Origin of the sequence: Alloyangia pacifica (genome assembly GCF_900116195.1) — a bacterium.
GTDB classification, from domain to species: Bacteria; Pseudomonadota; Alphaproteobacteria; order Rhodobacterales; family Rhodobacteraceae; genus Salipiger; species Salipiger pacificus.
Window position 1 is genome coordinate 1 of record NZ_FOZW01000007.1, and the last position, 24557, is coordinate 24557.

At 65.8% G+C, this 24557-nt stretch carries 25 protein-coding genes and 1 tRNA gene; 15 read left to right on the forward strand and 11 right to left on the reverse strand.

Going from position 1 to position 24557, the window contains the following annotated elements; genetic code table 11:
* Nucleotides 1-851 precede the first annotated feature (851 nt).
* Nucleotides 852-938: transfer RNA gene (locus tag BM397_RS15140), tRNA-Leu, on the reverse strand.
* Nucleotides 939-1086: 148 nt separating this feature from the next.
* Here BM397_RS15140 and BM397_RS15145 point away from each other — a divergent pair.
* Both BM397_RS15145 and BM397_RS15150 read left to right on the forward strand, forming a co-directional pair.
* On the forward strand, nucleotides 1087-2070 hold the full coding sequence (locus BM397_RS15145) for a complex I NDUFA9 subunit family protein (RefSeq protein ID WP_092425544.1): 984 nt from the start codon (nucleotides 1087-1089) through the stop codon (nucleotides 2068-2070).
* A gap of 75 nt (nucleotides 2071-2145) precedes the next feature.
* Nucleotides 2146-2592 carry a GFA family protein gene (locus BM397_RS15150; protein WP_092425546.1) on the forward strand — a complete coding sequence of 149 codons (447 nt, stop codon included), beginning with the start codon at nucleotides 2146-2148 and terminating at the stop codon, nucleotides 2590-2592.
* A gap of 126 nt (nucleotides 2593-2718) precedes the next feature.
* On the opposite strand, the gene gyrB is transcribed toward BM397_RS15150, so the two are convergent.
* The 5 genes from gyrB to rpsT all read right to left on the reverse strand — a co-directional run bounded on the left by gyrB (nucleotide 2719) and on the right by rpsT (nucleotide 9980).
* The gene (gene gyrB / locus BM397_RS15155) at nucleotides 2719-5136 is read right to left on the reverse strand and encodes a DNA topoisomerase (ATP-hydrolyzing) subunit B (RefSeq protein ID WP_092426178.1); all 2418 of its coding nucleotides are present in this window, start codon (nucleotides 5134-5136) and stop codon (nucleotides 2719-2721) included.
* Between the two features lie 79 nt (nucleotides 5137-5215).
* Nucleotides 5216-6322: a DNA replication/repair protein RecF gene (gene recF / locus BM397_RS15160; RefSeq protein WP_092425549.1), complete on the reverse strand. Its 1107-nt coding sequence runs from the start codon at nucleotides 6320-6322 to the stop codon at nucleotides 5216-5218.
* 120 nt (nucleotides 6323-6442) lie between these two features.
* Nucleotides 6443-7561 carry a DNA polymerase III subunit beta gene (gene dnaN / locus BM397_RS15165; protein WP_092425551.1) on the reverse strand — a complete coding sequence of 373 codons (1119 nt, stop codon included), beginning with the start codon at nucleotides 7559-7561 and terminating at the stop codon, nucleotides 6443-6445.
* A gap of 193 nt (nucleotides 7562-7754) precedes the next feature.
* Nucleotides 7755-9176 (reverse strand): chromosomal replication initiator protein DnaA, encoded by a 1422-nt coding sequence (gene dnaA, locus BM397_RS15170; RefSeq protein ID WP_092425553.1) that lies wholly within the window; start codon nucleotides 9174-9176, stop codon nucleotides 7755-7757.
* Between the two features lie 540 nt (nucleotides 9177-9716).
* Nucleotides 9717-9980 carry a 30S ribosomal protein S20 gene (rpsT, locus tag BM397_RS15175; RefSeq protein ID WP_092425556.1) on the reverse strand — a complete coding sequence of 88 codons (264 nt, stop codon included), beginning with the start codon at nucleotides 9978-9980 and terminating at the stop codon, nucleotides 9717-9719.
* A 266-nt stretch (nucleotides 9981-10246) separates the two neighbouring features.
* On the opposite strand from rpsT, the gene BM397_RS15180 reads away from it, so the two are divergent.
* Nucleotides 10247-10429 (forward strand): hypothetical protein, encoded by a 183-nt coding sequence (locus BM397_RS15180; RefSeq protein ID WP_092425558.1) that lies wholly within the window; start codon nucleotides 10247-10249, stop codon nucleotides 10427-10429.
* Between the two features lie 97 nt (nucleotides 10430-10526).
* Here the strand turns inward: BM397_RS15180 and BM397_RS15185 are convergent, their stop codons facing one another.
* Nucleotides 10527-11303 (reverse strand): enoyl-CoA hydratase, encoded by a 777-nt coding sequence (locus BM397_RS15185; RefSeq protein ID WP_092425560.1) that lies wholly within the window; start codon nucleotides 11301-11303, stop codon nucleotides 10527-10529.
* A gap of 64 nt (nucleotides 11304-11367) precedes the next feature.
* Entirely contained in the window at nucleotides 11368-12219 is an 852-nt protein-coding gene (mutM, locus tag BM397_RS15190) for a bifunctional DNA-formamidopyrimidine glycosylase/DNA-(apurinic or apyrimidinic site) lyase (protein WP_092425562.1), read from the reverse strand.
* 81 nt (nucleotides 12220-12300) lie between these two features.
* On the opposite strand from mutM, the gene ubiE reads away from it, so the two are divergent.
* Together ubiE and ubiB are read left to right on the forward strand one after the other, a co-directional pair.
* A complete protein-coding gene (gene ubiE, locus BM397_RS15195) occupies nucleotides 12301-13053 on the forward strand; it encodes a bifunctional demethylmenaquinone methyltransferase/2-methoxy-6-polyprenyl-1,4-benzoquinol methylase UbiE (protein WP_092425564.1) in 753 nt (250 codons plus the stop codon).
* Between the two features lies 1 nt (nucleotide 13054).
* Nucleotides 13055-14587 carry a 2-polyprenylphenol 6-hydroxylase gene (ubiB, locus tag BM397_RS15200; RefSeq protein ID WP_092425566.1) on the forward strand — a complete coding sequence of 511 codons (1533 nt, stop codon included), beginning with the start codon at nucleotides 13055-13057 and terminating at the stop codon, nucleotides 14585-14587.
* Between the two features lie 231 nt (nucleotides 14588-14818).
* Here the strand turns inward: ubiB and BM397_RS15205 are convergent, their stop codons facing one another.
* Both BM397_RS15205 and BM397_RS29355 read right to left on the reverse strand, forming a co-directional pair.
* Nucleotides 14819-15487 (reverse strand): flagellar hook capping FlgD N-terminal domain-containing protein, encoded by a 669-nt coding sequence (locus tag BM397_RS15205; protein ID WP_176806680.1) that lies wholly within the window; start codon nucleotides 15485-15487, stop codon nucleotides 14819-14821.
* Nucleotides 15488-15515: 28 nt separating this feature from the next.
* Nucleotides 15516-16232 carry a flagellar hook-length control protein FliK gene (locus tag BM397_RS29355; protein WP_176806683.1) on the reverse strand — a complete coding sequence of 239 codons (717 nt, stop codon included), beginning with the start codon at nucleotides 16230-16232 and terminating at the stop codon, nucleotides 15516-15518.
* Nucleotides 16233-17710: 1478 nt separating this feature from the next.
* Between BM397_RS29355 and BM397_RS15215 the strand changes: the two genes are divergently transcribed.
* The 6 genes from BM397_RS15215 to BM397_RS15240 all read left to right on the forward strand — a co-directional run bounded on the left by BM397_RS15215 (nucleotide 17711) and on the right by BM397_RS15240 (nucleotide 21583).
* Nucleotides 17711-17962: a hypothetical protein gene (locus BM397_RS15215; protein ID WP_092425572.1), complete on the forward strand. Its 252-nt coding sequence runs from the start codon at nucleotides 17711-17713 to the stop codon at nucleotides 17960-17962.
* A complete protein-coding gene (locus tag BM397_RS15220; RefSeq protein WP_092425574.1) occupies nucleotides 17959-18312 on the forward strand; it encodes a hypothetical protein in 354 nt (117 codons plus the stop codon). Before BM397_RS15215 ends, BM397_RS15220 begins: the two co-directional genes overlap by 4 nt.
* 214 nt (nucleotides 18313-18526) lie before the next feature.
* Entirely contained in the window at nucleotides 18527-19837 is a 1311-nt protein-coding gene (locus tag BM397_RS15225) for a flagellin N-terminal helical domain-containing protein (RefSeq protein WP_092425577.1), read from the forward strand.
* Nucleotides 19838-19920: 83 nt separating this feature from the next.
* Nucleotides 19921-20376 carry a flagellar biosynthesis regulator FlaF gene (gene flaF / locus BM397_RS15230; RefSeq protein ID WP_092426181.1) on the forward strand — a complete coding sequence of 152 codons (456 nt, stop codon included), beginning with the start codon at nucleotides 19921-19923 and terminating at the stop codon, nucleotides 20374-20376.
* The gene (gene flbT, locus BM397_RS15235) at nucleotides 20373-20777 is read left to right on the forward strand and encodes a flagellar biosynthesis repressor FlbT (protein WP_092425579.1); all 405 of its coding nucleotides are present in this window, start codon (nucleotides 20373-20375) and stop codon (nucleotides 20775-20777) included. The genes flaF and flbT overlap by 4 nt, the downstream gene beginning before the upstream one ends.
* The gene (locus BM397_RS15240) at nucleotides 20774-21583 is read left to right on the forward strand and encodes a DUF1217 domain-containing protein (RefSeq protein ID WP_092425581.1); all 810 of its coding nucleotides are present in this window, start codon (nucleotides 20774-20776) and stop codon (nucleotides 21581-21583) included. The genes flbT and BM397_RS15240 overlap by 4 nt, the downstream gene beginning before the upstream one ends.
* A 72-nt stretch (nucleotides 21584-21655) precedes the next feature.
* Here the strand turns inward: BM397_RS15240 and BM397_RS15245 are convergent, their stop codons facing one another.
* Complete coding sequence (locus BM397_RS15245; protein WP_092425583.1) at nucleotides 21656-23023, reverse strand: FliI/YscN family ATPase; 1368 nt, start codon at nucleotides 23021-23023, stop codon at nucleotides 21656-21658.
* Between the two features lie 85 nt (nucleotides 23024-23108).
* Between BM397_RS15245 and BM397_RS15250 the strand changes: the two genes are divergently transcribed.
* Genes BM397_RS15250 through BM397_RS15265 form a run of 4 tightly spaced genes read left to right on the forward strand, consistent with a single transcriptional unit; the run spans nucleotide 23109 to nucleotide 24556 of the window.
* Entirely contained in the window at nucleotides 23109-23501 is a 393-nt protein-coding gene (locus BM397_RS15250) for a FlgB family protein (protein ID WP_092425585.1), read from the forward strand.
* 48 nt (nucleotides 23502-23549) lie between these two features.
* Nucleotides 23550-23942 (forward strand): flagellar basal body rod protein FlgC, encoded by a 393-nt coding sequence (flgC, locus tag BM397_RS15255; protein WP_092425588.1) that lies wholly within the window; start codon nucleotides 23550-23552, stop codon nucleotides 23940-23942.
* Between the two features lie 50 nt (nucleotides 23943-23992).
* A complete protein-coding gene (gene fliE / locus BM397_RS15260) occupies nucleotides 23993-24283 on the forward strand; it encodes a flagellar hook-basal body complex protein FliE (protein WP_092425591.1) in 291 nt (96 codons plus the stop codon).
* Between the two features lie 3 nt (nucleotides 24284-24286).
* The gene (locus tag BM397_RS15265) at nucleotides 24287-24556 is read left to right on the forward strand and encodes a flagellar biosynthetic protein FliQ (protein WP_092425594.1); all 270 of its coding nucleotides are present in this window, start codon (nucleotides 24287-24289) and stop codon (nucleotides 24554-24556) included.
* Nucleotide 24557: the final 1 nt, after the last annotated feature.

Sequence of the window (24557 nt, forward strand, 5' to 3'; positions counted from 1 at the left end):
TTCTCGTGCTTCAGTACCAAAGGCACCGAAGACCGACAAACAGTGAAGCTGACACTTCATCATCGGGTCGAAACCCTAGAAGCGTTGATATGCTAGGCTTGATCCATCGAAATGAACCAGTGCCGCCCGCATATCTCTTCAGATATCTGCGATGTCAAAGAGCGTGAGAGACAAAACAAGACCAGTGCGCCCTAACTTCCGGCGCGCCCGCCTGCCCGTCTCTCGAATTTCTTACCGCCTCGTCTGCGCTGGCGTCTCCGCCGCCGCCCCGTCTGGCGTCCCGTTGTGCGCCTCAGCGCCGCCGGTGAAGGGGCTTTTACGGTCAGTGCCGGGGGGCTGCAACCTCTTTTTTCATTTTTCGTCATAAAAAATGCATGGAAGCCGAAAAACGCATAAAAACAGGGCCCGGTGGACGGGCTCCTAGGCGGGTCCCACCACGAGGACCGGCGCATCACAGCCGTCTCGGCGATCTCCTGCCCCGTTTTTGTCGGCTGCAGCGCCCGAAATCAGCGGAGTCCTTGTTCGACAAGAGCCCGATCCCCCTCTGGACGGCACATTGTGGGAGCGAGTCACCGCCCCCAGGTGCTGCAGATTTTCGGGTGCGTATATATGCGCGGAGAATTGCCCGGGTTCACCTGCGTCTCCTCCGGCAGGAGGACACATGTCTGCGCCCGCGACGCCTCACGCCGAGCACGCCAGCAAAGCGCCCGAGCAGAGTGGGTCCGGGGTGAGGGAATTCGAGAGGGGCAGTGCCGCCCCCTGCAAGCCTTGGATCACGAAGAAGGCAGACAGGAGATCGACACCGGAAAAGCAAAACCCCCGCAAAATCCGAAGATTTTGCGGGGGTTTGATGGTGCCCAGGAGAGGACTCGAACCTCCACGACCGTTAAGTCACTGGTACCTGAAACCAGCGCGTCTACCAATTCCGCCACCTGGGCACAGGTGGTGAGGGGGCGTTTAAATATGTCCGCAGGGAGTGTCAACGCAGATTTTTCAATTTGTGCAACTTCCCCGACGGAGCCGGCTTGCCGGGTCCCGGACGGGCCGGTATTCAAGGTCTCAGAACCTCGGAGCAGGAGAAGCCAGATGAGCAAGCTCGTCACCATCTACGGCGGATCGGGATTTGTCGGTCGCTATGTCGCCCGCCGCATGGCCAAGCTCGGCTGGCGCGTCCGCGTCGCCGTCCGCCACCCCAACGAAGCCTTGTTCGTGAAGCCCTACGGCTCGGTCGGCCAGGTCGAACCGGTCTTCTGCAATATCCGCGACGACGAGTCGGTGCGCAGTGTGATGCAGGGGGCGGATGCGGTGATGAACTGCGTCGGCACCTTCGATGCCCGCGGCAAGAACAATTTCGATGCGGTGCAGGTCGAGGGTGCGGGCCGGATCGCCCGCATCGCTGCCGAGCAGGGCGTCAGCGCGCTGGTGCATGTCTCAGCGATCGGCGCCGACAAGGAGAGCACGAGCGGCTATGCCCGGAGCAAGGCGCTCGGCGAAGAGGCAGTGCTTGCCGCCTTCCCCGGCGCGATGATCCTGCGCCCCTCGGTGATCTTCGGGATGGAAGACCAGTTCTTCAACCGTTTCGCCGCCATGTCACGCATGGGCCCGGTGCTGGCGCTGGTCGGGGCCGACAAGAACTTCCAGCCGGTCTATGTCGACAACGTCGCCGAGGCCGCAGAAAAAGGTCTGACCGGAACCGCCGCGCCAGGCGTCTACGAGCTTGGCGGGCCCGAGGTGAAGAGCTTCCGCGCCTTCATCGAGGAGATGCTGACGGTGATCCGCCGTCGCAAGATGCTGGTGAACTTGCCCTACGGGCTTGCCTCGATGGTCGGCGGCATTTCGGAATTCGTGCAGCGGATCACCGGCGGGCTGTTCACCGCGCCGATCACCCGTGACCAGGTGGTGATGCTGCGCCGTGACAACGTGGTGAGCGAGGATGCCCTGGGGCTGGCGGACCTCGGCATCAGCCCGGTCGCACCCGAGGCGGTGATGCCCGACTACCTGTGGCGCTTCCGGCCCGGCGGGCAGTATGACGCCATCAAGGAATCGGCCGCAGGACTGCGGACCGAGTGAGATCGAAGAGCCGGCCCCGGGGCCGGCTTTTTCTTTGGCGCTACGATCGAGGCGCCCCCTGACAAGGAGACCGCCATGACCGAGCTTCCCCAGATCGGCCGCTGCCGCTGCGGCGCGCTGGAAATCGAGGTAGGCGCGCCCCCCATGATGACCGCCGCCTGTCACTGCCGCGGCTGCCAGAAGATGAGCGCCAGCGCCTTCTCCCTCACAATGATGGTGCCGACCGAGGGCTTTAGGGTGGTTACCGGCGCACCGGTGAAGGGCGGGATCAAGGGGCCGCAGCTCGACCATTACATGTGCCCCGAGTGCGGCAGCTGGATGTTCACCCGGATCACCGGCAACGAGGCTTTCGTGAACGTGCGGCCCATCATGTTCGACGTGCCCGAGTGGTGCCTTCCGTTCATCGAGACGATGACCTCGGAAAAGCTGGGTTGGGCGAAGACGCCGGCGCCGCACCGCTACGCGGGCTTCCCACCCGAAGCGGACTTCCCGATGTTGCTCGAAGGGTTTGCGGGCCGCTAGTCGAGCTCCGCAGCGCGCCTTTTTCACCGCGTGGCAGGCTCGCCGTCGAGGAAGGCACGAACCGCAAAAAGCAAAACGGCGCGCAGTCCCCTGCGCGCCGTTCTCAATTTCGCTCGTCCAACTGGATCAGAAGTCGAGGTTCTCCACGCTCAGCGCGTTTTGCTGGATGAAGTCGCGGCGCGGCTCCACCACGTCGCCCATCAGCTTGGTGAAGAGATCGTCGGCCTCGGCCATGTCGTCGACCTTGACCTGCAGCAGCGTGCGGGCATCCGGGTCCAGCGTGGTTTCCCAGAGCTGGCCGGGGTTCATCTCACCCAGACCCTTGTAGCGCTGCAGCGACAGGCCCTTCTCGCCCTCTTCGAGGATCGCCTTCAGCAGGTCGAGCGGGCCGTAGACCGCCTGGCGGCGATCCTTGCGCTCGAGCACGGCGGGCGCACTGTAGACCGCCTGCAGCGCCTGGGTGAAGCTGCCGGTGCGGCGCGCCTCGCCCGAGCGGAGCATCGCACCGTCCAGCGTCCGGACCTCCTCGACACCGCGCAGGATGCGCGCGAGACGGATGCCGCGATCCTGGGTGATCCGGCCCTGCCAGCCCTTTTCATACTCCAGCGCAATCAGGTCGAGCCGCTGCGCCACCTTGTCGGCGACGCCCTGCAGATCCGATTCCACCGCGCCCGGCACGAAGCCGCCGGCGATCGCCGCCTGCTCGAGGATGTGGCGCGGGTAGTGGGTCGGGAAGGCATCCAGCACGCGCTTGAGCTGGCGCGCCTCGTCGATCACCCGCACGAGATCCTGTCCGGCGATCACCTCGCCATTGGCCAGCTTCAGCCCGGCGCCGTCGATGCCCTGGTTGATCAGGTACTCGTCGAGCGCGTTCTGATCCTTCACGTAGACCTCGGACTTGCCACGGGTCACCTTATAGAGGGGCGGCTGCGCGATATAGAGATAGCCGCCCTCGATCAGCTCCGGCATCTGCCGGTAGAAGAAGGTGAGCAGCAGCGTCCGGATGTGCGCGCCGTCGACGTCGGCGTCGGTCATCAGGATGATCTTGTGGTAGCGCAGCTTCTCGATGTTGAACTCGTCGCGGCCGATGCCGGTGCCGAGCGCCATCACCAGGTTGCCGATCTCCTGGCTGCCGAGCATCCGGTCGAAACGCGCGCGCTCGACGTTGAGGATTTTACCCTTCAGCGGCAGGATCGCCTGGGTGCCCCGATCGCGCCCGGTCTGTGCCGAGCCGCCTGCGGAGTCACCCTCGACGATGAACAGCTCGGTTTTCGACGGATCCTTCTCGGAGCAGTCCTTGAGCTTTCCAGCGAGGTAGTTCACGTCCATCGCGGTCTTGCGGCGGGTCAGCTCGCGCGCCTTGCGCGCGGCCTCGCGGGCCAGCGCCGCCTCGACGATCTTGCCGACGATCTGCTTGGCCTCGTTGGGGTTCTCCTCGAACCACTCGGCGAGCCGCTCGTTCATCAGCCCCTCGACCGCCGGGCGCACCTCGGAGGAGACGAGCTTGTCCTTGGTCTGCGAGCTGAACTTCGGATCCGGCACCTTCACCGACAGCACGCAGGTCAGACCCTCGCGGGCGTCGTCCCCGGTGAAGGAGACCTTCTCCTTCTTGGCGATGCCCGAGGCCTGCGCATAGTTGTTGATCGTGCGGGTCAGCGCACCGCGGAAGCCGGCCACGTGGGTGCCGCCGTCGCGCTGCGGGATGTTGTTGGTAAAGGGCAGCACGTTCTCGTGGTAGCTGTCGTTCCACCACATGGCGATCTCGACGCCGATGCCGTCCTTCTCACCGGTCATGTAGATCGGGTCGGTCATCACCGGCTGCTTGGAGCGGTCGAGATACTTCACGAACTCCTTCACGCCGCCTTCGTAGTGCAGCTCGGTCTTCAGCGGCTCGGCGGGGCGCTCGTCCTCGAGGATGATGCGCACACCCGAGTTGAGGAAGGCCAGCTCGCGCAGGCGCTTCTCCAGCGTCTCGAAGCTGTACTCGAGGTTGCTGAAGGTATCGGTCGAGGCAAGAAAACGCACCTCGGTGCCCTTCTCGCCCTCGGCGTCACCGACGACGCGCAGGTGCTCGACCGTCTCGCCGTGCTCGAAGCGCGCGTAGTGCTCCTTGCCGTTGCGCCAGATGCGCAGCTCCAGCCAGACCGACAGCGCGTTCACCACCGAAACGCCCACGCCGTGAAGGCCGCCGGAGACCTTGTAGGAGTTCTGGTCGAACTTCCCGCCGGCGTGCAGCTGGGTCATGATGACCTCGGCCGCCGAGACGCCCTCTTCCTGGTGCAGATCGACGGGAATACCGCGGCCGTTGTCGCGCACCGAGACCGAGTTGTCGGCGTGGATTTTCACCCGGACCGCGTCCGCGTGACCCGCCAGAGCCTCGTCGATGCCGTTGTCCACGACCTCGTAGACCATGTGGTGCAGGCCCGAGCCGTCATCCGTGTCCCCGATATACATCCCGGGGCGTTTGCGGACAGCCTCCAAGCCTTTGAGAACTTTGATGGAATCCGCGCCGTATTCCTGCGGTGCGCTTGCCGGTTCGGCCATGCCGCGATCCTTCATGATTTTTGTTGGTTTTATACGGTGTTCAGGCACGATTGTCACGCCGCTGACACAAGATTTGGTGTCAAAGACCGCGGTTTTCAACCAATGATTGCCCATCCCGCTCGGTGACTTCCAGCTGCTGCGCCCGCGCCCCCAGCTCGGCGAAAAGCTCCGGCCCGGTGCCGGTCATCCAGGCCTGCGCCCCGAGCGCGCAGATCTCGTCGTAGAGCGCCGCGCGGCGGCCCGCGTCGAGATGCGCCGCCACCTCGTCGAGCAGCAGGATCGGCGCCGCGCCGGTCTCCTGCGCAAGCGCCCGTGCATTGGCGAGGATCAGCGAGATCAGCAAAGCCTTCTGCTCGCCGGTGGAGCAATCCTCGGCGGGCACGCCCTTCGCGGCAAACACCCCGCGCAAATCGGCTCGGTGCGGCCCGACCAGCGTGCGCCCGGCCATCAGGTCGCGCGGGCGGCTGGCCTCCAGCGCCGCGCGCAATTCGGCGGTCTCCTCGGGGGTGGGCGTCTCGGCGTCGACCAGCGCCAGCTCGGCGGCGGGGAACTGCGTTTCGGCCCCGGCCTGCGCCTCGGCCAGCCGCGCCAGCGCCGCGCGGCGGTTGGCCTGCAGCGCCGCGCCCGCCTCGGCCATCTGCCCCTCCAGCGCCGCATACCAGAAGCCGTCGCGCACCTGGTCGCGCAAGAGCCGGTTGCGTTCGCGCATGGCCTTTTCGTAGCCGAGGCTCAACTCGGCGTGGTCGGGAAAGAAGCTCAGCGTCATCCGGTCGAGAAAGCGCCGCCGCCCCTCCGGTCCCTCGATCCACAACCGGTCCATCGAGGGCACCAGCCAGAGCACCCGCGCCAGCCGTCCCAGCGCCACCTGCGGCGCTGCCTTGCCGTCGATCTGCACCTGCCGAGCGGATCCGGCCTCCGAGCGGAAAGCGATCTCGTGCAGCGCTGTCCCGGTCTGCAGAAGGCCCTCGATCTTCCACCCCAACGCTTCGGGGCGGCGCACCATCTCCTGCGCCGAGGCCCGCCGCATGCCGCGCCCGGGCGAGAACAGCGAGACCGCCTCGAGGATATTGGTCTTGCCCGCGCCATTGGGGCCATGCAGCGCCACCGGACGCGCATCCACATCGAGCTCGGCACCATGGTGCGAGCGGAAATGCGACAGCGTGAGGCGGGTGAGATGCAGGGACATGGCTCAGGCGGTAGCGCGATGCGGCGCGGTCGGAAAGTGAGTATTTTCGGAAAGATGAAAGGCAGAAGCCGCGCCCCTGCCTTTCATCTTTCTCCAAATACTCACGGCGTGGCGGTGCCGTCAGACCCGCATCGGCATGACGACGTAGACAGCCGAGGTGTCGGTGCCTTCGCGCATCAGCGTCGGATCGCCCGAGGAGTTGAACATGAAGACGGCGTTCTCGCGATCCACCTGGCTGGCGATCTCCAGCAGGTACTTCGCGTTGAAGCCGATCTCCAGCGGCTCGTCGCCATAGGCCACGGCCAGCTCTTCCTCGGCGGCACCGCTGTCGGGGGCGTTGACCGAGAGCACCAGCCGATCCTCGTCAAGCTGCAGCTTCACGGCGCGCGAGCGCTCGGACGAGACGGTCGCCACGCGGTCCACCGCCTTGGCGAACTCGCCCGCGTCGACCTCGAGGCGGCGGGTGTTGTTCATCGGGATGACGCGCGAATAGTCCGGGAAGGTGCCGTCGATGACCTTCGAGGTCAGCGTGATGTCGGGGGTCGCGAAGCGCACCTTGGTTTCGGAGACCGAGACGGCGATGTCCATGTCATCCTCGTCGAGCAGCTTGCGCAGCTCGCCCACGGTCTTGCGCGGCACGATCACCCCGGGCATCGCCTCGGCCCCGGAGGGCAGGGTCGCGTCGATCCGGGCGAGACGGTGGCCGTCGGTGGCGACGCAGCGCAGCACCCGGCCCTCTTCGCTCTCGGCCACATGCATGTAGACGCCGTTGAGGTAGTAGCGGGTTTCCTCGGTCGAGATGGCGAACTTCGACTTGTCGAAGAGCCGGCGCAGAACCTCGGCCTTGGCGGTGAAATTCGACGAATACTCCGACGAGGCCATGACCGGGAAGTCTTCCTTCGGCAGCGTCGCGAGGCTGAAGTTCGAGCGACCCGCGGCCACGGTCAGGCGGCCGGCGGCATTGTCGGCGGTCAGCTGGACCAGCGCGCCGTCGGGCAGCTTGCGGACGATCTCATGCAGGGTCACCGCAGAGACGGTGGTCGCACCGGCCTGCTCGACGACGGCGGGGGCGCGGTCGAGCACTTCGATGTCGAGATCGGTGGCGCGGAAGCTGGCGGTGTTGCCCTCGGCCTCGATCAGCACGTTGGCCAGGATCGGGATGGTGTTCCGGCGTTCGACCACCGATTGTGCCTGGCTGACTGCCTTGAGCAGCGTCGCCCGTTCTATGCTGACTTTCATCGCCCTGTTCCTCGGTTGGCCGAAGGGGCAGCTTGGCGCTTTTGCGAAGCTACTCCAAATTGTTTTGCTGATTGATCCGATGGATTGCCTGCAGCGTCAAGGCCGCGGGACCGCCCGAAGGCAGCCCCGTTCCCAAATGTGGTCGTGCGGTCTCAGGCCGGATCTTCCGGGCCCGGATACCGCGGCCCGGGCCTCAGGCCTCGAGCGCGCGGCGCAGCAGCTCGATGTCGTCGGCGATCTGGCTGTCCTGCATGCGCAGTTCCTCGATCCGCTTCACGCCGTGCATGACCGTGGTGTGGTCGCGTCCGCCGAACCGGCGGCCGATCTCGGGCAGCGAGCGCGCGGTCAGCTGCTTGCACAGGTACATCGCAACCTGGCGCGGGCGGGCGAAATTGCGCACGCGCTTGGGGCCGATCAGATCGCTGAGCCGGATGTTGTAGTGATCCGCCACCTTGCGCTGGATTTCCTCGATCGAGATCTTCCGGTCCGAGGCACGCAGAACGTCGGCAAGGCAGTCCTGCGTCAGCTCCATGGTGATCGGCTGGCCGACCAGCGAAGCGAAGGCGAAGAGCCGCGTCAGAGCGCCTTCGAGCACGCGCACGTTGGTCGAAATCCGGTGCGCGAGGAACTCGAGGATGCCGTCGTCGAGCTGCAGCGAGGGATACTGCGTGCGGTAGGTGTCGACCTTGGACTGCAGGATGCCGAGACGCAGCTCGTAGTCCGTCGGGTGCAGGTCGACCACGAGGCCGGACTGCAGGCGCGAGCGGATACGGTTTTCCAGGTCCTTGATCTCGTCCGGCGCGCGGTCGGCCGAGATGACGATCTGCTTGTTCTGGTCCACCAGCGCGTTGAACGTGTGGAAGAACTCTTCCTGCGTCGAATCCTTGCCGGCGATGAACTGCACGTCATCGACCATCAGCACGTCGACCGAGCGGAACAGCTCCTTGAAGTCCATCATGCGGCGTTCGCGCAGGGCCTGCACGAAGCGATACATGAACTGCTCTGCCGACAGATACAGCACGTTCAGGTCGGGGCGGCGGTTGCGCAACTCCCAGGTGATCGCGTGCATCAGGTGCGTTTTACCCAGACCCACGCCGCCGTAGAGGAACAGCGGGTTGAAGGTCACGGTCTCGGCCTCGGCCACGCGGCGCGCGGCAGCATGGGCCAGCTCGTTGGGCTTGCCGACAATGAAGTTGTCGAAGGTGAAGCGCGCATCAAGCGGCGCGCTCGGCAGCAGGTCCGCCCCCGCGGCCTGACCGTTCGACTGGCCATTCGCCGCACCATTCGCGCCACTGGCCTGGACCGGCTGCGCCGTTCCCTGCTCTGGCCGCGCGGCAACCGGGCGCGGACGCCCAGCAGCCGGGCGCGGCGCGTTGCTGACGCGGAACTGCAGGCGGCGCACCTGCGAATCCAGCGTTGAGATCTGCGACAGCAGCAGGTCTCCGAAATTCTGCGACACATAGGTGCCGATAAAATTCGTCGGTGCCAGGAAGACCGCCACCCCGTCGGCTTCCAGACCTTTGTATTCGAGGGGCTTGATCCAGGTTCGGTAATTGTTTTCCCCGATCGTGCTGCTCAGCCTGTCTTGCAGCGCACCCCATTGTTCCTGCGTCATTTATCCCCGCTCCGTGTCTTCACCGGTTCTTCTCTGTCCCTCGGGCGACACACACACGCGCCCATTCGAGCCACAGCAGGGAAGCAAAAGACGGTCCCATGCCAATTGGCATGAGTCAGGACGAGAATTCTCTGCCCCGGTGGAATAGAAACGCATAAGGAATCTCCGGGACTCCCAGTATCCCGAAGCGACCCCGTAAGGCGCACTACTCACCCATTTTACAAATGGACTGGCAGGATGAAATCACCCCGGTTTCGGCGTCCTGTGATAGACGACCGAAGCGACGGAAACATGTTCCACATGTACGTGTGGCTTAGTCCCCGATTGCCTGTCCCCCCAGCGATGTGACTCGCTCGATGAAATTACTCCTGTTCTGAGAAGGGCAGCAACCGAACTTCAAACTTGACTCAATGGAATCCGAAAAAAGAATCTCGGCCTTCAAAATATGGTGTGAGTCACGAAAAAAGGCACCACCAATGGCGATGCCTTTTCGATCACACACTTTTTAGGTGTGTCATTTCAGCCGTACACTTGACGTGATTAGGCGAGCGCCTTCACCCGCGAGGAAAGGCGCGACATTTTGCGCGATGCGGTGTTTTTGTGGAAGACACCTTTGGTCACGCCGCGCATCAGTTCGGGCTGAGCTGCGGCGAGAGCTGCGGTGGCTGCGTCCTTGTCGCCCGAAGCGATCGCTTCCTCGACTTTGCGCAGGTAGGTGCGGATGCGCGAACGGCGTGCCTTGTTGACGGCGTAACGCTTCTCGTTCTGACGTGCGCGCTTCTTGGACTGGGGCGTGTTTGCCATGATGATCGGTCCTATGTGTCTGTGGCCGACGGGGGCCAAGGTCTGAATTTCGGACGTGCAATATCCATCAGACCCGGATCTGTCGTCGCCGGACCGATTCTTGCCTGAGCGGGCATCACACGCATGTAGGCGGGGCGCATAGCCCATTTTCCGCCGGTTGCAAAGGGGCTGACGGCAAAACTTGGGGAATGGGTGGGGAATCGGCTAGGATCGGCCTCCCGCGGCCCCTGTCGCGGGACGCTTCTGACTGAAAGGAGGAATCAGCCATGAACGCGATCCAGATCAACGAGGCCGCACAGGCGCTCTACCGGGTCCATGGTGGCCGCGCCGAAGCCGAGGCCGCTGCCAAGGTGCGCGAGAACGAACAGAGGGGCGCTGCCGAGGAGGCGGAGAACTGGCGCGCCATCCAGGCGGCAATTCGGCAGGTGCGCGGACCGCTGCAATCCTGACCGGCGGATAGCGGCCGCCTGAACGCGGCCATGAAAAAGGCCTGCCCCGCATGGGACAGGCCGATATTTTCCGCGGGTCATCCCGACAGCCGGGGACTCAGCGGTCTCGGAACTGCGGCGTGCGCTTTTCCAGGAAGGCCGACATGCCTTCCTTCTGGTCCTCGGTGGCGAACAACGAGTGGAACAGGCGCCGCTCGAACAGCAGCCCCTCGTCCAGCGTGGTCTCGAAGGCGCGGTTGACCGCCTGTTTGGCGGCGATCGAAGCCAGCATCGACTTCTCGGCGATTTTCGCCGCGGCGCTCTGCGCCTCTTCCATCAGCTGCTTCACCGGCACGACGCGGCTCACCAGCCCGGAGCGCTCGGCCTCTTCGGCATCCATGAAGCGCCCGGTCAGGTGCATGTCCATCGCCTTGGCCTTGCCGACATAGCGCGGCAGGCGCTGCGTGCCGCCGATCCCGGCAATGACCCCGAGGTTGATCTCGGGCTGGCCGAACTTGGCGGTCTCCGAGGCGATGATGAAATCGCACATCATCGCCAGCTCGCAGCCACCGCCGAGCGCGTAGCCGCTCACCGCGGCGATCACCGGCTTGCGCACCTTCGCGACCGCCTCGGTCGCCGGCTCGAAGAAATCGCCGAGGAACATATCGACGAAGGACTTTTCCGACATCTCCTTGATGTCGGCCCCTGCGGCAAAGGCCTTGGCCGAACCCGTCAGGATGATGCAGCGCACCTTGTCATTGGCATCCGCCTCGGTCAGCGCCTGCGCGAGCTCGCCAAGAAGCTGGCTGTTCAGCGCATTGAGGGCGTCCGGGCGGTTCAGTGTAATCGTTGCAACGTCGTCGTCTACTTCGACGATAATCGTCTCATAGGCCATGACTTCGGGCTCCCGTCCGTTGGCATTGTCGCGCAGCCTTACCAACTTGACCCCTGCAATCAAGTTATCTTTGGCAGCTCGGACAGTAGAAGGAAGAGCGTCCGGATTGCACGATTCTGTGAACGGTGTTGGCGCAACCATCCCCGCGGCAGGGCTGCCCCTCGCGTCCGTAGACATCGAAGCTGTGCTGGAAATATCCAAGTTCCCCATCGGCTTGCCGGAAATCCTTGAGCGAGGAGCCGCCCGCGGCAATGGCGTCCGTCAGCACTTGCCGGATGATCGGAACAAGCGCCGAGATGCGCTTTTCCGAGATTTGGTTGACGCGGCGTGAAGGCCTGATGCCGGCGCGGAACAAGGCTTCGCAAACATAGATATTCCCCAATCCGGCAACAATCTTCTGGTCCAGCAACGCCGTCTTGATCGGCATGCTCCGCCCCTTCAGCGCGGCCACCAGATGGGATTCGCTGAATTCATTGCCCAGCGGCTCCGGCCCGATCGCCGCGAGCAGCGGATGTGCCCCGGCGGTGGCGGTCTCCATCAGGTCCATGGCGCCGAACCGGCGCGGATCGTTGAAGGTGACGCGTGCGCCGCTGGCCATCTCGAAGACCACGTGGTCGTGCTTTTCCGGTGCCGGGTGCTCATGCACGAAGCGGCCCAGCGGATCGCCCGAAACCAGCATCCGCCCCGACATGCCCAGGTGGATCAGCAGGGTTTCGCCCGTGTCGAGATCCGCGAGGATGTACTTGGACCGCCGCCGCAGCCGCAGCACCCGCGCGCCGGTCAGCCGCTCGGCCATGCGCTCGGGGAAGGGCCAGCGCAGATCGGGGCGGTTCACCTTCGCCTCGGCGATCACCTGGTTTTCCATCACCGGGGCAAGCCCCGCACGGACGGTTTCCACCTCGGGAAGTTCGGGCATCACGGATCCTTTCCACTGGGCCGCATTGCAGCGCGGCGCGCGGGCTCTATAAGGAGTGTCGGACACAGGACGGCAAGGCCCATGACCAAAGAGACCGGAAAAACCACCCACTTCGGGTTCACCGACATCCCTGAGGAAGAGAAGGCTGGCCGCGTGCGCGGCGTCTTCGGCTCCGTTGCGTCGAAATATGACGTGATGAACGATGCCATGTCCTTCGGCATTCACCGCATCTGGAAGGACGCGATGATGGACTGGCTGGCACCGCGGCCCGGGCAGAAGCTGCTCGACGTGGCAGGTGGCACCGGCGACATCTCCTTCCGTTTCCTGAAGCGCGCGGGCCACGGGCACGCCACGGTCTGCGACCTGACCGAACCAATGCTGGTCGAGGGCCGCAAGCGCGCCGAGGCGGATGCCATGGCCGAGCAGCTCGACTGGGTGGTGGGCGACGCGATGGCCCTGCCCTTCGCCGACAACACTTTCGACGTCTACACCATCTCCTTCGGCATCCGGAACGTGACCCGCCCGCAGGAAGCCCTCAACGAGGCCTACCGCGTGCTGAAACCCGGCGGGCGGCTCATGGTGCTGGAATTCAGCCAGATCCCCAACGAGCTGATGCAGAAGGTTTACGACATGTATTCCTTCAACCTGATCCCGCGCATGGGGCAGGTGATCGCGGGCGACCGCGACAGCTACCAGTACCTGGTGGAATCGATCCGCAAGTTCCCCGACCAGGAGACCTTCCTCGGCATGGTGCGGGCGGCCGGCTTCGAGAACGCCAAGTACCGCAACCTGAGCATGGGCATCGCCTGCCTGCATTCGGGCTGGAAGATCTGACATGAAGGGTCCGCACAACATCTGGCGGCTGGTTCGCACCGGCGCCACCTTCGAGCGCACGGGCGCCATGGGCGTGGTGCTCGACGCGGTGGATGCGCCGCCGACGCTGCGCGCCGCGGCGCGCATCCTCGCCTGGCCCTTCAAGTGGCTCGGTTACGAGGGCGATCCCGCAATGCCGCCGGTGACCCGCGCGCTCACCGCGCTTGGCCCGGCCTACATCAAGTTCGGCCAGGTGCTCTCGACCCGGCCCGACGTGGTGGGCGAAGATCTCGCCAACCAGCTTCGGGTGCTTCAGGACAAGCTGCCACCCTTCGCCATCGAGGCCGCCAAGACCCAGGTCGAATCCGAACTCGGCGTGAAGGTCGACGAGGTCTTCTCCGAGTTCAGCCCGCCCGTCGCCGCCGCCTCGATCGCGCAGGTGCACAAGGCACGCCTGGCCGAGACCGGCGAGACCGTCGCGGTGAAGGTGCTGCGCCCGGGGATCGAACGCGCCTTCCGCAAGGACATCGATGCCTTCTGGCTGGCCGCCGATGCGATCAACTTTCTCTCCCCCGCTTCGCGCCGCCTGCGCCCGCGCGACGTGATCGCCCATTTCGAGGGCGTGGTGAACGGCGAGCTGGACCTGCGTCTGGAAAGCGCCTCGGCCAGCGAGTTCGCTGCGAACACCGTCGATGACGCGGGCTTCCAGCTGCCCGAAGTGCTCTGGGGTCTGTCGGGCCGCCGCGTGATGACCATGAGCTGGGCCGAGGGCGTGCCGCTCGGTGACAACGAGGCCATTGACGCCGCCGGCCACGACCGCGTCGCGCTGAGCGAGCGGGTCCTGCAACTCTTCCTCAACCACGCGCTGCGCGACGGCTTCTTCCACGCCGACATGCACCAGGGCAACCTGAAGGTCGCGCCGAACGGCGACATCATCGCCTATGACTTCGGCATCATGGGCCATATCGACGAGTACACCCGCCGGGTCTACGCCGAGATTCTCTACGGCTTCATCCGCCGCGACTATCGCCGCGTCGCAGAGGTGCATTTCGAGGCCGGCTACGTGCCCGCCGATCAGGACGTGGACGAGTTCGCCCGCGCCCTGCGCGCCGTAGGCGAGCCGATCTTCGGCATGGATTCGACCCGTATCTCGATGGGACGACTGCTCAACTACCTCTTCGAGGTGACGGAGCGCTTCGGCATGGAGACGCGCACCGAGCTGATCCTGCTGCAACGCACCATGGTTGTGGTCGAGGGCGTGGCCCGGTCGCTGAACCCGCACATGAACATCTGGAGCGTCGCACGCCCGGTGGTCGAGCAATACATCAAGACCTCGATCGGCCCCCGTGCTGCGCTGCGCGATTTCGCCAAGACCGCGCGGGTGATGGCCCGGTTCGGTCCGCGGCTGCCCGGACTGGTCGAGGAGGCGCTGATCCGGCAGACCCAAGGCCTCGCCGACGAGCTCGAATCGAAATGGGCGCGCCGGCTCGGCTGGGGGATCGGCGGGCTGATTTCCGGCGCGGGGCTGACGCTGGTTCTTCTGTCGATTTTCTGAAGTGGAGTTCCGGCGGGGTGCTCCGCAAGGAGGTCCGCTGGATTTCTCCGTTCGATCTTCACGGCGGACTTCACCAGCGGTTCCTTTCGACACCCTCTTTCTGATGCCGGACTTCCCTTCTGAAGCCGGACCTTTCCGCAGGTCAGCCGTGACACCACCGGCGCTATCGTTCCGATGTCCGCCCAAAAGCTCCGCGGCCGCGCTTCGGCCGCTCGACAGGCGCGCTATGGCTCACACCTCCGGTCGACGCAGGGCTGCTACCTCCGAAACGTCCATATGACCGCCGCCCTGCAGGGTTAGCAGGTAGCTCGCGCCGTCCCGGCGCACCTCGTCGATCCGCATGTAGGAACGGGCATCCCGCGTCTCGACGACCACGCCTTCGCGGGAAAGCTCGAGCGCCGCGCCGTAGACACCCGCAGGAAGTTGCGATCCCGACAGGTCGGTTCCATCCCAGACGTAGCTTTTCTGCCCTGCGGCAAGGCTGATGCGGTTGCGCAGTGCCCCGGTCGCATCGCGCAGGACCAGCACCGCGCTTTCGTCTTCCTCGACCGGATCGAAGGTCAAGGCGACCCCGGCACCGTCAAGATAGGCGGCGCCGGGCGCGAGCGTCTCCAGCCCGATCCACGATGCCATTCGCTCGAACCCTTCGCCGGTCACCCTCTCGACCAGCCCCGTCAGCAGCTTGTTGGTCAGCACCTGCTGCTCTACCGCCGAGAAACTGGCGAGTTGCGAGGCGTATTCGGTCGCATCCACGGGATTGAAGGGGTCCTGATTCTGCGCCTGGGTGGTCAGCATCCGCAGAAACGTGTCGAAATCGCTCGTCAGGACAGAGACTTGATCCGGGTTTCCCCCCGTTGCAGTGGTCGTGGCCGTAGCCTGGCTCACCGTCGAAACATCCATACATTCACTCCTGGGTTTAGCCGCTTGCCTAAAGCCTGAGATCCAGCCCGTCCCGTGTGGCGGGGTCGGCGCTGCTGTCGCCCGCCGCGGTCGCGACCCTCTCCGCCGGCGGCGCTTCGTTGCTGGGCGGCGCTTCGGGCGTCGGCGTTCCCGGCCTGCCCTGGCGCTCACCCGCAAAACTGAAGCTGCTGCCAGGGAAGCCCGCGTCTGACAGGTGCCGGGCCAGCTGATCCACATGCCTGCGCATCATCTCGAGGGTTTCGGCGCGGTCCGCGGTCACCTGCAAAGCGATGCCGTGATCCGTGATCTGCATGTGAAACCGGATGCGCCCCAACTCTTCTGGCTCCAGCCGGATTTCGACACGGGCCCGCTCTGCCGCGGCGATCGCCTCGGCGACCTGCCGGAAGCTCGACGCCTGCGCCGTGGTCGCTGCGGGGTTTTGGCCTCTGGCGGCGGATACCCCCCTTTCGACCTGCGCTTGCGCCGCCTCCGAGAGAGACGCGTCTGCCCTGCGGTCGGCAAGCTCGACCTGATCGCCGCCCTCCGCGACGGGTTCGACAGGCTGGCCGGGTCCGGGCGCGAAAGCGGCCTGCTGCCCGGGTGTTCCAACTGGTGCCGTGCTCCAGCGCCCGACGCGCCGGAGCTGACCAGGGTCCCGAGCGGCGTCGGTGGCTGGCGTGGCGTTGGGTGTTCCGCGCGCGATATGTTTTTGCTGGTCATGCGCAGCGTCGCGCCGCCCTGGCACCCGATCACCCGGAGGACTCCCCAAGGCGCCCTTTGCCGGAACGGACTCGCTGGCACCCCGCGGGGTCTCAGTGGCATCTGTCCGGCTGCCGGGGTCTGGATCATGAGGGCCCCAACCGGCTCGACTGGCCGGACCGAACATTGAGGTACCCACCGCGCCCTGCCACGAATGCGCGGGCCCGGGCGGGCTTTCCGGTCCCATATTTGGCTGCGGCTGCCCCGATTGTGCGCCCTTCACCGCGCCCTGGGGCGGAAAGGAGCCGCCCACGCCTTTCCCGGAGAGCCCGCGCGAGGGAGCGGTCGCGGCCCGGATTGCGGCAATCTTCGGGCCGGGGTCCTGCGGCCCTGCTGCGATCGCGACCAGCGGTCCGGAAGACGACGGGCTTGTCGGTCTCGAATCTGCGGAACCTGGCTGTCCTGCCCCCCCGGAGCTTGCCTCCGCCTGATCCTGCGTTTCTCTGCCCGCGCCTCCTGGCAGTACCGGTCGCGCCGTGGCTGCAGCATTTGTTCGAGCCGCCGAAACCGGACGCGGCAGAACCGAAGGTTCGCGGGTCAGCCCGGCCGGATCCGTTCGAAAGGTGTCTGCGCCCCCGGAGAGACCCGTCTCGAGAGTGCGCTGATGCGGGCCGGGCGTCGGGGCTTCGACCATCGAGAGAGCGCCCATGGGCATCATGCTGGTCTGGTCGCGAGACGGCCGAAGCGAAGCCGGGTCGGCAGACGCTGCGGAACGCTCTGCTGAAATAGTTGCAACCCGGTCATCGGGCCCGCCCGGAGCTTGCGACGCATCGGCCGCGGATGCCTGCCCGAGACCCGTTTCCACGCGTGCGGCAACCGACGGCGCGCCGCCCGCCCTATCACCGCTGTCGTTGATCCACCCGCCCGCAAGCCCCGACGCCTCTGAACCTGGGATGACTCCTCCGGGGGCTGGTCGATCGGCGCCTGGGAACATGATCCATTCCGCGGCGTCCTCCTCTTCGTCGACAACCGCGCCGGAATCGGTAAGCCAGGTCCCCGCATCCCCGCGTGCCGCATTCACCGCATCCGCGACCACGGAGAACGCGGCATCGGACTCTCCTGCCACCCCTGAGGACGTAGGCCCATCAGGACCCGGCGACGGGGGGCCTCCGGGCGCCTGCCCGGCCGAGGGCGGCACCGGGCGCTCCTTTCCGGACGAGAGAAAAACGTGCCGAAAATCCGGCCCGTCACGCGCATCAGGCATGTCACGCGCGTCCGGCCTGTCGCGCGCATCCGGCATGTCGCGCGGGCCGGATGGCAGCCTGCGCTCGCCCGCCGCTTCGGCAGGGGCGCCCGGCCTCGGCCTGCCCCCGGGAGATTGGGTTTCCATCGGAATCGGGAACATTCTGTCGACCCCATTTCTGGCATGGGAGCAACCCTAGGACGGCAGTCGCTAAGAATGCCTTTACCCCGGGTATTTTACACATTCCCCAGAGCATTCATTCGAATCGACAGGAGCCCGCCATGCCGGTCCAGACTTTGCCCGTGACCTCGTCCCTCTCCGCACAACAGGCCCTGCTGAACCGGCTGTTCCTCTCTCAGATGTTGCAGTTTGCCGACGTCGTGCCGACCCGAGGCGCGTTCGGGGGGGGCGCGGGGGAAGAACAGTTCGCTTCCTTCCTGCGCGAGGAATATGCCGCGCGCCTTGCCGAGCGGGTGCAGCTTCTGCCGGATATCCTGCCGGATCGCACCGCGCCTGCCGCGGCAGGGCGATGACACCGCGGACCGGCACCTCCGGGAGTGCCGAGGCGGAGTTCCTGGCGCTCCTCGACGAAGAGCGGCGGGCGCTGCTCTCCGGCGAATTCACACGGCTGCCCGAACTCGACCGCGCCAAGCAGGCCTGTGCCATGCGCTACATGGCGCAGCCCGTGCGCGCGCCCGCGCTGCTGGCCGCGCTGCGCCGCAATCAGCGCCTGCTTGGCAGCGCATTGCAGGGGCTTGCCGCGGTCCGGTCCAGGCTCTCGGACTGGGAGAGGCTCTCCCAGCGGATGGAGACCTACGGCCCTGACGGGCAGAAGACCGGCATCGGGCACGGGCCGACCGGAAAAATTCATCGGAAACTCTAGTCATTCCCGCCGCGATACATGGCAAATTCGGACGCGGTTTAGCCTTGGATTAAGAACTCGCCGACTACGGTGACGCGGCATCCCGAAAAGGATGGCGCAGGGGGAGAGGCTCCTCAACTGCTTCGTCAGAACGACGTCCAAGAAGGTCGCCCCACCATGGGCCGCGACCGGTGACAGGAATGGCGCAAAGCGCCACATTCAAGGACGAAAATCGATGTCTAGCATCCTGACGAACAATGGCGCGATGGTCGCGCTGCAAACTCTCAAGTCCATCAACATGAACCTCACCAACACCCAGGGTGAGATCTCCACCGGCAAGAGCGTCGCCAGCGCCAAAGACAACGCCGCGGTCTGGGCCATCTCCAAGGTCATGGAAGCCGACGTGAAGGGCTTCAAGGGTATTTCCGACAGCCTCAACCTCGGCCAGTCCACCGTTGCCGTGGCCCGCCAGGCGGCGGAAACCGTGACCGATCTGCTCACCGACGTGAAGGGCAAGATCGTCGCCGCGCAGGAAGAGAACGTCGACCGGGCGAAAATCCAGGCGGACATCGACGCGCTGCGCGGACAGATCGGCGCCGTGGTCAGCGCCGCGCAGTTCAACGGCCTCAACCTGCTGTCCAACATCGAGGAAACCGTCGGCTCGGGCAGCATCAACGTGCTGGCCTCGCTCGATCGCTCGGTCACCGGTGTCGCCGCCTCGGACATCAACGTCACCAAGCAGGATCTCGGCACCGGCGCCGCGGCGGTCGCCGGCACGGTCGCCGCGACAGCGCTGACCGCTTCGGTCGATGCGGTGACGCTGAACGGCACGCAGACCGATACGATCGACATCGGCACCACCAACAGCGGCTTCACCGCCGGCACCGCTTATACGCTGAACGTCTTCGGCACCGATGCCGACAACTCGAAGTTCACGCAGACCGACTACCGCTCGACCACGGCCGCCGGCCCGAGCGCGACGGAGGTCACCACGCTCGAGATCGTCTATGTCGCCCGCGAAGGAGATACCGCGACCGACGTGGCCAAGGGGCTGCATGCCTCGTTCAAGAGCTTCATGGCGGCGAACGAGCTGGATTCGGATGTGCTCGATGCCACCGTCACCGGGGACACGCTGACCTTTACCTCCACGCTCACCGACGCGACCGACACCGTTGCCGTGACGCTTTCCTCGGTCAACGCCTCCGAGGGCAACACCATCGGCGGCAAGCTCGAGCAGCTCAGCAATATCGACGTCACCACCCAGGCCGGCGCCGATTCGGCGCTCGACCAGATCGAGGGGCTGATCCAGACGGCCATCGACTCGGCCTCCGCCTTCGGTTCGACCCAGGGCCGGATCGAAACGCAGACGGCCTTCATCTCGGGCCTTACCGACGCGCTGAAGTCCGGCATCGGTACGCTGGTGGATGCCGACATGGAAGAAGCCTCGGCCAGGCTGCAGGCGCTGCAGGTGCAGCAGCAGCTCGGTGTGCAGGCGCTGTCGATCGCCAACCAGGCACCGCAATCTCTCCTGTCGCTCTTCCGTTGACGTGACCCCTCCGGGGCCGGCCCACCCGGCCCCGGAGCTTCGCCAGAATGGACGGCATCGGACCAAGGAATAAGGGCATCGTCATGAATGCACATCTCATGGCTCGCCGCGCCTATGCGCAGTCGAACACCAGCACGCGCACCGCCCGCGCCATCGAATACGACCTGATCGCGCGGGTCACCCATCGCATGAAAAGCGCCGCCGAGGCCGGTCCGCGCAGCTACCCCGCGCTCGTCGCCGCCCTGCACGACAACCGCAAGCTCTGGACTGCGCTTGCCGTGGATGTGGCGGACGAGGACAACAAGCTCCCGCAGGAGCTTCGCGCGCAGATTTTCTACCTCTGCGAATTCGTCCAGCATCACACGGGCAAGATCCTGTCTCGCAAAGCGAAACTTGCCCCGCTGATCGAGGTGAACCGCGCCATTCTCGCCGGCCTGAATTCCCGGCCCGCGACCGCCGCATCGAGACCCGCAGGCGGCTCCACCGTCCTCGGCACCGGTGCCCGGGCCGATGCGTCCTCGCTGGCGTCGCTGCGATGACCGGGCTGGTGCTCAAGCTCGGACCGCACGAGCGGCTGCTGATCAACGGCGCGGTGATCGAGAATGGCGACCGCCGCAGCAAGCTATCGATCATGACGCCCGGAGCGAACATCCTGCGGCTCAAGGATGCCATCCACCCCGAGGAAGCCTGCACCCCGGTGCGCCGCCTGTGCTACACCGCGCAGCTCGTGCTCACCGGCGATGCCCCGCCCGAGGGAACCCGGGCCCAGCTGCTGCGCAATATCGAGGAGCTGAGCCACATCCTCACCGACCCGGACAGCCGGGCGCTGCTCACCCGCGCCACCGAGGCGCTGCTCGACGCGCAATATTATCACTGCCTGAAATCGCTTCGCGCCCTGATCCCGCGCGAAGACAGGCTGCTGGCGGCGGGGCGGGCATGAGCTTTCAACCCATCATCGTCGGCACCGGGCTGGTCGCCTGGCAGTTCCTGCAAAGCACCCGCGAAACCCAGCGTGCCAGTTTCGACAGCAGCCCCGCGCTGGTGCGCGACACCGAGTATTTCGCCGAGAACATCGGCGCGATCTCCACCGCCGAGGAACTGGTGTCAGACCGCCGCCTGCTGCGGGTCGCCCTCGGTGCCTACGGGCTGCAGGACGATATCGACAGCCGCTATTTCATCCGCAAACTTCTGGAAGAGGGCACCACCCAAACAGACGCCCTCGCCAACAAGCTGGCGGATGAGCGCTACAAGGCACTGGCGCGCGGCTTCGGCTTCGACCGGCCCAACGGTCCGCGCACCACGCTCGACGGGTTCGCCGGGGAAATCATCGGCAAGTTCCGCGCGCAGCAGTTCGAGGTGGCCGTCGGCGAGCAGGACAATGCCCTGCGCCTTTCACTCTCGCTCCAGCGCAGCCTTCCGGAGCTCGCGGCAGCGAATGTCGCCAATGACACCAAATGGTTCCGCATCATGGGCAACCAGCCCCTGCGCAGCGTTTTCGAAGGTGCCCTCGGCCTGCCCTCCTCTCTCGGACAGCTCGACATCGATCAACAGCTCGAGGTCTTCAAGGACAAGGCGGCGAGCAGGTTCGGCACAAACGACATTGCCGAGCTTGCCACGGACAAGACCCTGAACCGGATCGTTCAGACCTACCTTCTGCAGGAGCAGGTCAAGGATTTCACCGCCGCGGGCACCGGGCAGATCGCGCTGACCCTGCTCATGAACGTGCCCCGCTGGGATGCCCTCTGACTGGGGACCCTTTGACTGGGAACCCTTTGACCGGGGTCTCTCTGGCCAGGGTTCCTCTGACAGCAGCCGCCGCTAACTGGCCTGCCTGTCCCGGCCGCCACGTCGCTCCGAATGGCCAGCCGCTGCTGCGCGGCGCAGGAGCAACGTCAGCCGCGCAAAAGCCCCCGCCGGCCCTTCGGGCGAGGCTTCGGCAAAGAACCCGTCCAACTCGGGCCAGATGCGAATTGCCTGGTCGAGCAGAGGGTCCTCACCGTCGCGGTAGAGACCGGCGCGGATCATCGCCTCCGACCGCGCATAGGCACCGATCAGATGTCGGACCTTCAGCAGGATCTCGTTCTCCTCGGGGCTGGCTGCCTCGGGCAGGCTGCGCGAGACCGAGCGCAGAACGTCGATCGCCGGATAGCGCCCGCGTTCCGCGATGTCCCGGCTGAGCACCGTGTGCCCGTCGAGCACCCCACGCAGAATATCGGCGATCGGCTCCTCCATGTCCGAACCGGCCACCAGCACCGAGAAGACCGCTGTGATATCGCCGCTGTCCTCCAACCCCGGGCCCGCACGTTCGGCAAGGCGCATGATCTGATGCGCCGTTGAGGCAGGAAATCCCCGCAGCGCCGGCAGTTCGCCCGCGGCGATCGCCACCTCGCGGTGCGCCTCGGCAAAGCGGGTGATGGAGTCCACCAGGAACAGCACCTGTCGCCCCCGATCGCGAAAATGCTCGGCGACGGTCATCGCGGCCAGGGCGCAGCGCCGGCGCTCCAGCGGCGAGCGGTCCGAGGTCGCGGCCACGACCACCGCCCGCGCCATGCCCTCGGGCCCCAGAACGTCATGCACGAAATCATGCAGCTCGCGCCCCCGCTCGCCGACCAGCGCAAGCACGACGACCTCGGCCGCCATGCCGCGCGCCAGCCCGGCCAGCAGCCGTGACTTGCCCACCCCCGAACCGGCGAACAGCCCGATCCGCTGACCACGCACAATCGGCAGGAGCGTGTCGAAGGCGGCCATGCCGGTTGCCAGCCGCGCGCCCAGCCCGCGCCGCCGCGCCGCGGGCGGCGGGCTGCCGCGAATCGAGCGCAGCTGCGGCCCCGGGCTGATCGGGGCGCCGTCCAGCGGCTGCCCGTAAGGGTCGATCACCCGCCCGATCCAGCCATCGGCGGGTGCCAGCCCAGGCGCTCCAAGAACCGCGACGCGGTCCCCTTGCGACACCCCCTCCACCCCATCGTCAGGCAGCATGGCGACAAGCTCCTCGCGGATGCGCAGCACCTCGCCCTCGAGAGGTCCGGCCTCGCGCATCAGGCGCAGCCGGTCACCGATCCGGGCCTTGTGCGCCAATCCGCGCACCCAGATCACCGTTCCCTCGACCGAGCGCACCCGGCCCACCGCGCGCACCGCCTGCACCCCCGCGATGCGCTGGCGCAGCGAGGCGATCTGGCTCTCTTCCATCGGGCGATCCCTTCCTCAGGTTCAAACCATTTCTAAAGGAATCGCCGTTAAGCCTTGGTTGAAACCAATCGAGGGAGAAGCCCCGATGTTCCAGACCCTGGATGTGTTCCGCACTGCAATGGCCATGGCCCGCCACGCCGGCGCCGCCCAGGCGGCGAGCGCGCAGAACATCGCCAATGCCGATACGCCCGGCTATCGCGGCGTCGATCTGCCGGACTTCACCGACACGCTTGACCAGACCGGCGGCGCAATGCGCGTCACGCGGGCCGGTCATCTTGGTGGTCATCTTGGCGCCCGGTCGCTCTCGGCGCAGCCCCCCGAGTTCGTCGAACGGCGCGGGACCGAGGACCCCAACGGCAACACCGTCTCGATCGAGGTCGAGATGCTCGGTGCCGTGGATGCCCAGCGCGCCCACGAGCGCGCCCTGTCCATTTACCGATCGAACCTCACCTTGCTGCGGGCCAGCCTCGGCACCTGATGTGCCCGGCAGCCGATGGGTTCCGGCATCCGATGAAAGGAGCAGCAGATGAGCGCCTTTTCCGACGCACTCTCCGTCACCTCGAGCGGGCTCAAAGCGCAATCCCAGCGCCTGCGGACCCTCGCCGAGAATATCGCCAATGCCGACACCCCCGGCTACCGGCGCAAGACCATTCCTTTCACCTCGCAGCCCGAAAGCAGTTCCGAGCTGACCCGCGTCGTGCCGGGCAAGGTATCCCTGGACCGCAAGGAGCTGGCGCAGATCTACGATCCCGGCCACCCGCTCGCCGACGGAAGCGGCCACTACCTCGGCTCCAATGTCGACCTGTTGATCGAGCTTGCCGATGCCCGCGAAGCCCAGCGCAGCTACGAGGCCAATCTCAAGATGTTCGAACAGACACGGCAGATGTCCTCGGGCCTGCTCGACCTGCTGCGCAGGTGACGCATGGCCCTGACCACTCGCTTTTCCACGCAACGTGAAAGGAATTCAGAATGGATGTCCGATCGCTCTTCGCCGCGCAGCAATACGCGGCGTCCCGCCCCGCCATGGAGCCGGAACCCGACAGCCGCGGCGCCGGTGCCCGGCTTGCCGGCGCCGCCCGCGACTTTGCCGCGACCCTCACCGAAAGCGAGGAGATATCCGACGCGGCAATGACCGGCGATGCCGACCCGCACGCACTGGTACAGGCCCTCGCCCAGTCCGAGCTGGCGGTCGAGACGGTGGTGACCCTGCGCAACAAGGTGGTCGAGGCCTATCAGGAACTGCTGCGGATGCCGGTCTGAGCCATGCTGACCGAAACCCTTTTCTTCGACACGCTGCGACAGGGCCTCTGGGTCGCGACGGTGACCTCCCTGCCGATCCTCACCGCCGCACTTCTCGCCGGGGTCGGGGTCGGCCTGTTCCAGGCGCTGACCTCGATCCAGGAAATGACCCTGACCTTCGTGCCCAAGCTGCTCGCCATCGTCGTCACCTTCTGGATGTCCATGAGCTTCATGACCGAGACGCTGATCACCTTCTACCAGTCCCGCGTCATCCCGATGATCACCGGAGGCTGAG

Coding starts and splice junctions, on each gene's coding strand:
- BM397_RS15145 (WP_092425544.1), top strand. CDS start 1,087: ATGAGCAAGCTCGTCACCATCTACGGCGGATCGGGATTTGTCGGTCGC.
- BM397_RS15150 (WP_092425546.1), top strand. CDS start 2,146: ATGACCGAGCTTCCCCAGATCGGCCGCTGCCGCTGCGGCGCGCTGGAA.
- gyrB (WP_092426178.1), bottom strand. CDS start 5,136: ATGGCCGAACCGGCAAGCGCACCGCAGGAATACGGCGCGGATTCCATC.
- recF (WP_092425549.1), bottom strand. CDS start 6,322: ATGTCCCTGCATCTCACCCGCCTCACGCTGTCGCATTTCCGCTCGCAC.
- dnaN (WP_092425551.1), bottom strand. CDS start 7,561: ATGAAAGTCAGCATAGAACGGGCGACGCTGCTCAAGGCAGTCAGCCAG.
- dnaA (WP_092425553.1), bottom strand. CDS start 9,176: ATGACGCAGGAACAATGGGGTGCGCTGCAAGACAGGCTGAGCAGCACG.
- rpsT (WP_092425556.1), bottom strand. CDS start 9,980: ATGGCAAACACGCCCCAGTCCAAGAAGCGCGCACGTCAGAACGAGAAG.
- BM397_RS15180 (WP_092425558.1), top strand. CDS start 10,247: ATGAACGCGATCCAGATCAACGAGGCCGCACAGGCGCTCTACCGGGTC.
- BM397_RS15185 (WP_092425560.1), bottom strand. CDS start 11,303: ATGGCCTATGAGACGATTATCGTCGAAGTAGACGACGACGTTGCAACG.
- mutM (WP_092425562.1), bottom strand. CDS start 12,219: ATGCCCGAACTTCCCGAGGTGGAAACCGTCCGTGCGGGGCTTGCCCCG.
- ubiE (WP_092425564.1), top strand. CDS start 12,301: ATGACCAAAGAGACCGGAAAAACCACCCACTTCGGGTTCACCGACATC.
- ubiB (WP_092425566.1), top strand. CDS start 13,055: ATGAAGGGTCCGCACAACATCTGGCGGCTGGTTCGCACCGGCGCCACC.
- BM397_RS15205 (WP_176806680.1), bottom strand. CDS start 15,487: ATGGATGTTTCGACGGTGAGCCAGGCTACGGCCACGACCACTGCAACG.
- BM397_RS15215 (WP_092425572.1), top strand. CDS start 17,711: ATGCCGGTCCAGACTTTGCCCGTGACCTCGTCCCTCTCCGCACAACAG.
- BM397_RS15220 (WP_092425574.1), top strand. CDS start 17,959: ATGACACCGCGGACCGGCACCTCCGGGAGTGCCGAGGCGGAGTTCCTG.
- BM397_RS15225 (WP_092425577.1), top strand. CDS start 18,527: ATGTCTAGCATCCTGACGAACAATGGCGCGATGGTCGCGCTGCAAACT.
- flaF (WP_092426181.1), top strand. CDS start 19,921: ATGAATGCACATCTCATGGCTCGCCGCGCCTATGCGCAGTCGAACACC.
- flbT (WP_092425579.1), top strand. CDS start 20,373: ATGACCGGGCTGGTGCTCAAGCTCGGACCGCACGAGCGGCTGCTGATC.
- BM397_RS15240 (WP_092425581.1), top strand. CDS start 20,774: ATGAGCTTTCAACCCATCATCGTCGGCACCGGGCTGGTCGCCTGGCAG.
- BM397_RS15245 (WP_092425583.1), bottom strand. CDS start 23,023: ATGGAAGAGAGCCAGATCGCCTCGCTGCGCCAGCGCATCGCGGGGGTG.
- BM397_RS15250 (WP_092425585.1), top strand. CDS start 23,109: ATGTTCCAGACCCTGGATGTGTTCCGCACTGCAATGGCCATGGCCCGC.
- flgC (WP_092425588.1), top strand. CDS start 23,550: ATGAGCGCCTTTTCCGACGCACTCTCCGTCACCTCGAGCGGGCTCAAA.
- fliE (WP_092425591.1), top strand. CDS start 23,993: ATGGATGTCCGATCGCTCTTCGCCGCGCAGCAATACGCGGCGTCCCGC.
- BM397_RS15265 (WP_092425594.1), top strand. CDS start 24,287: ATGCTGACCGAAACCCTTTTCTTCGACACGCTGCGACAGGGCCTCTGG.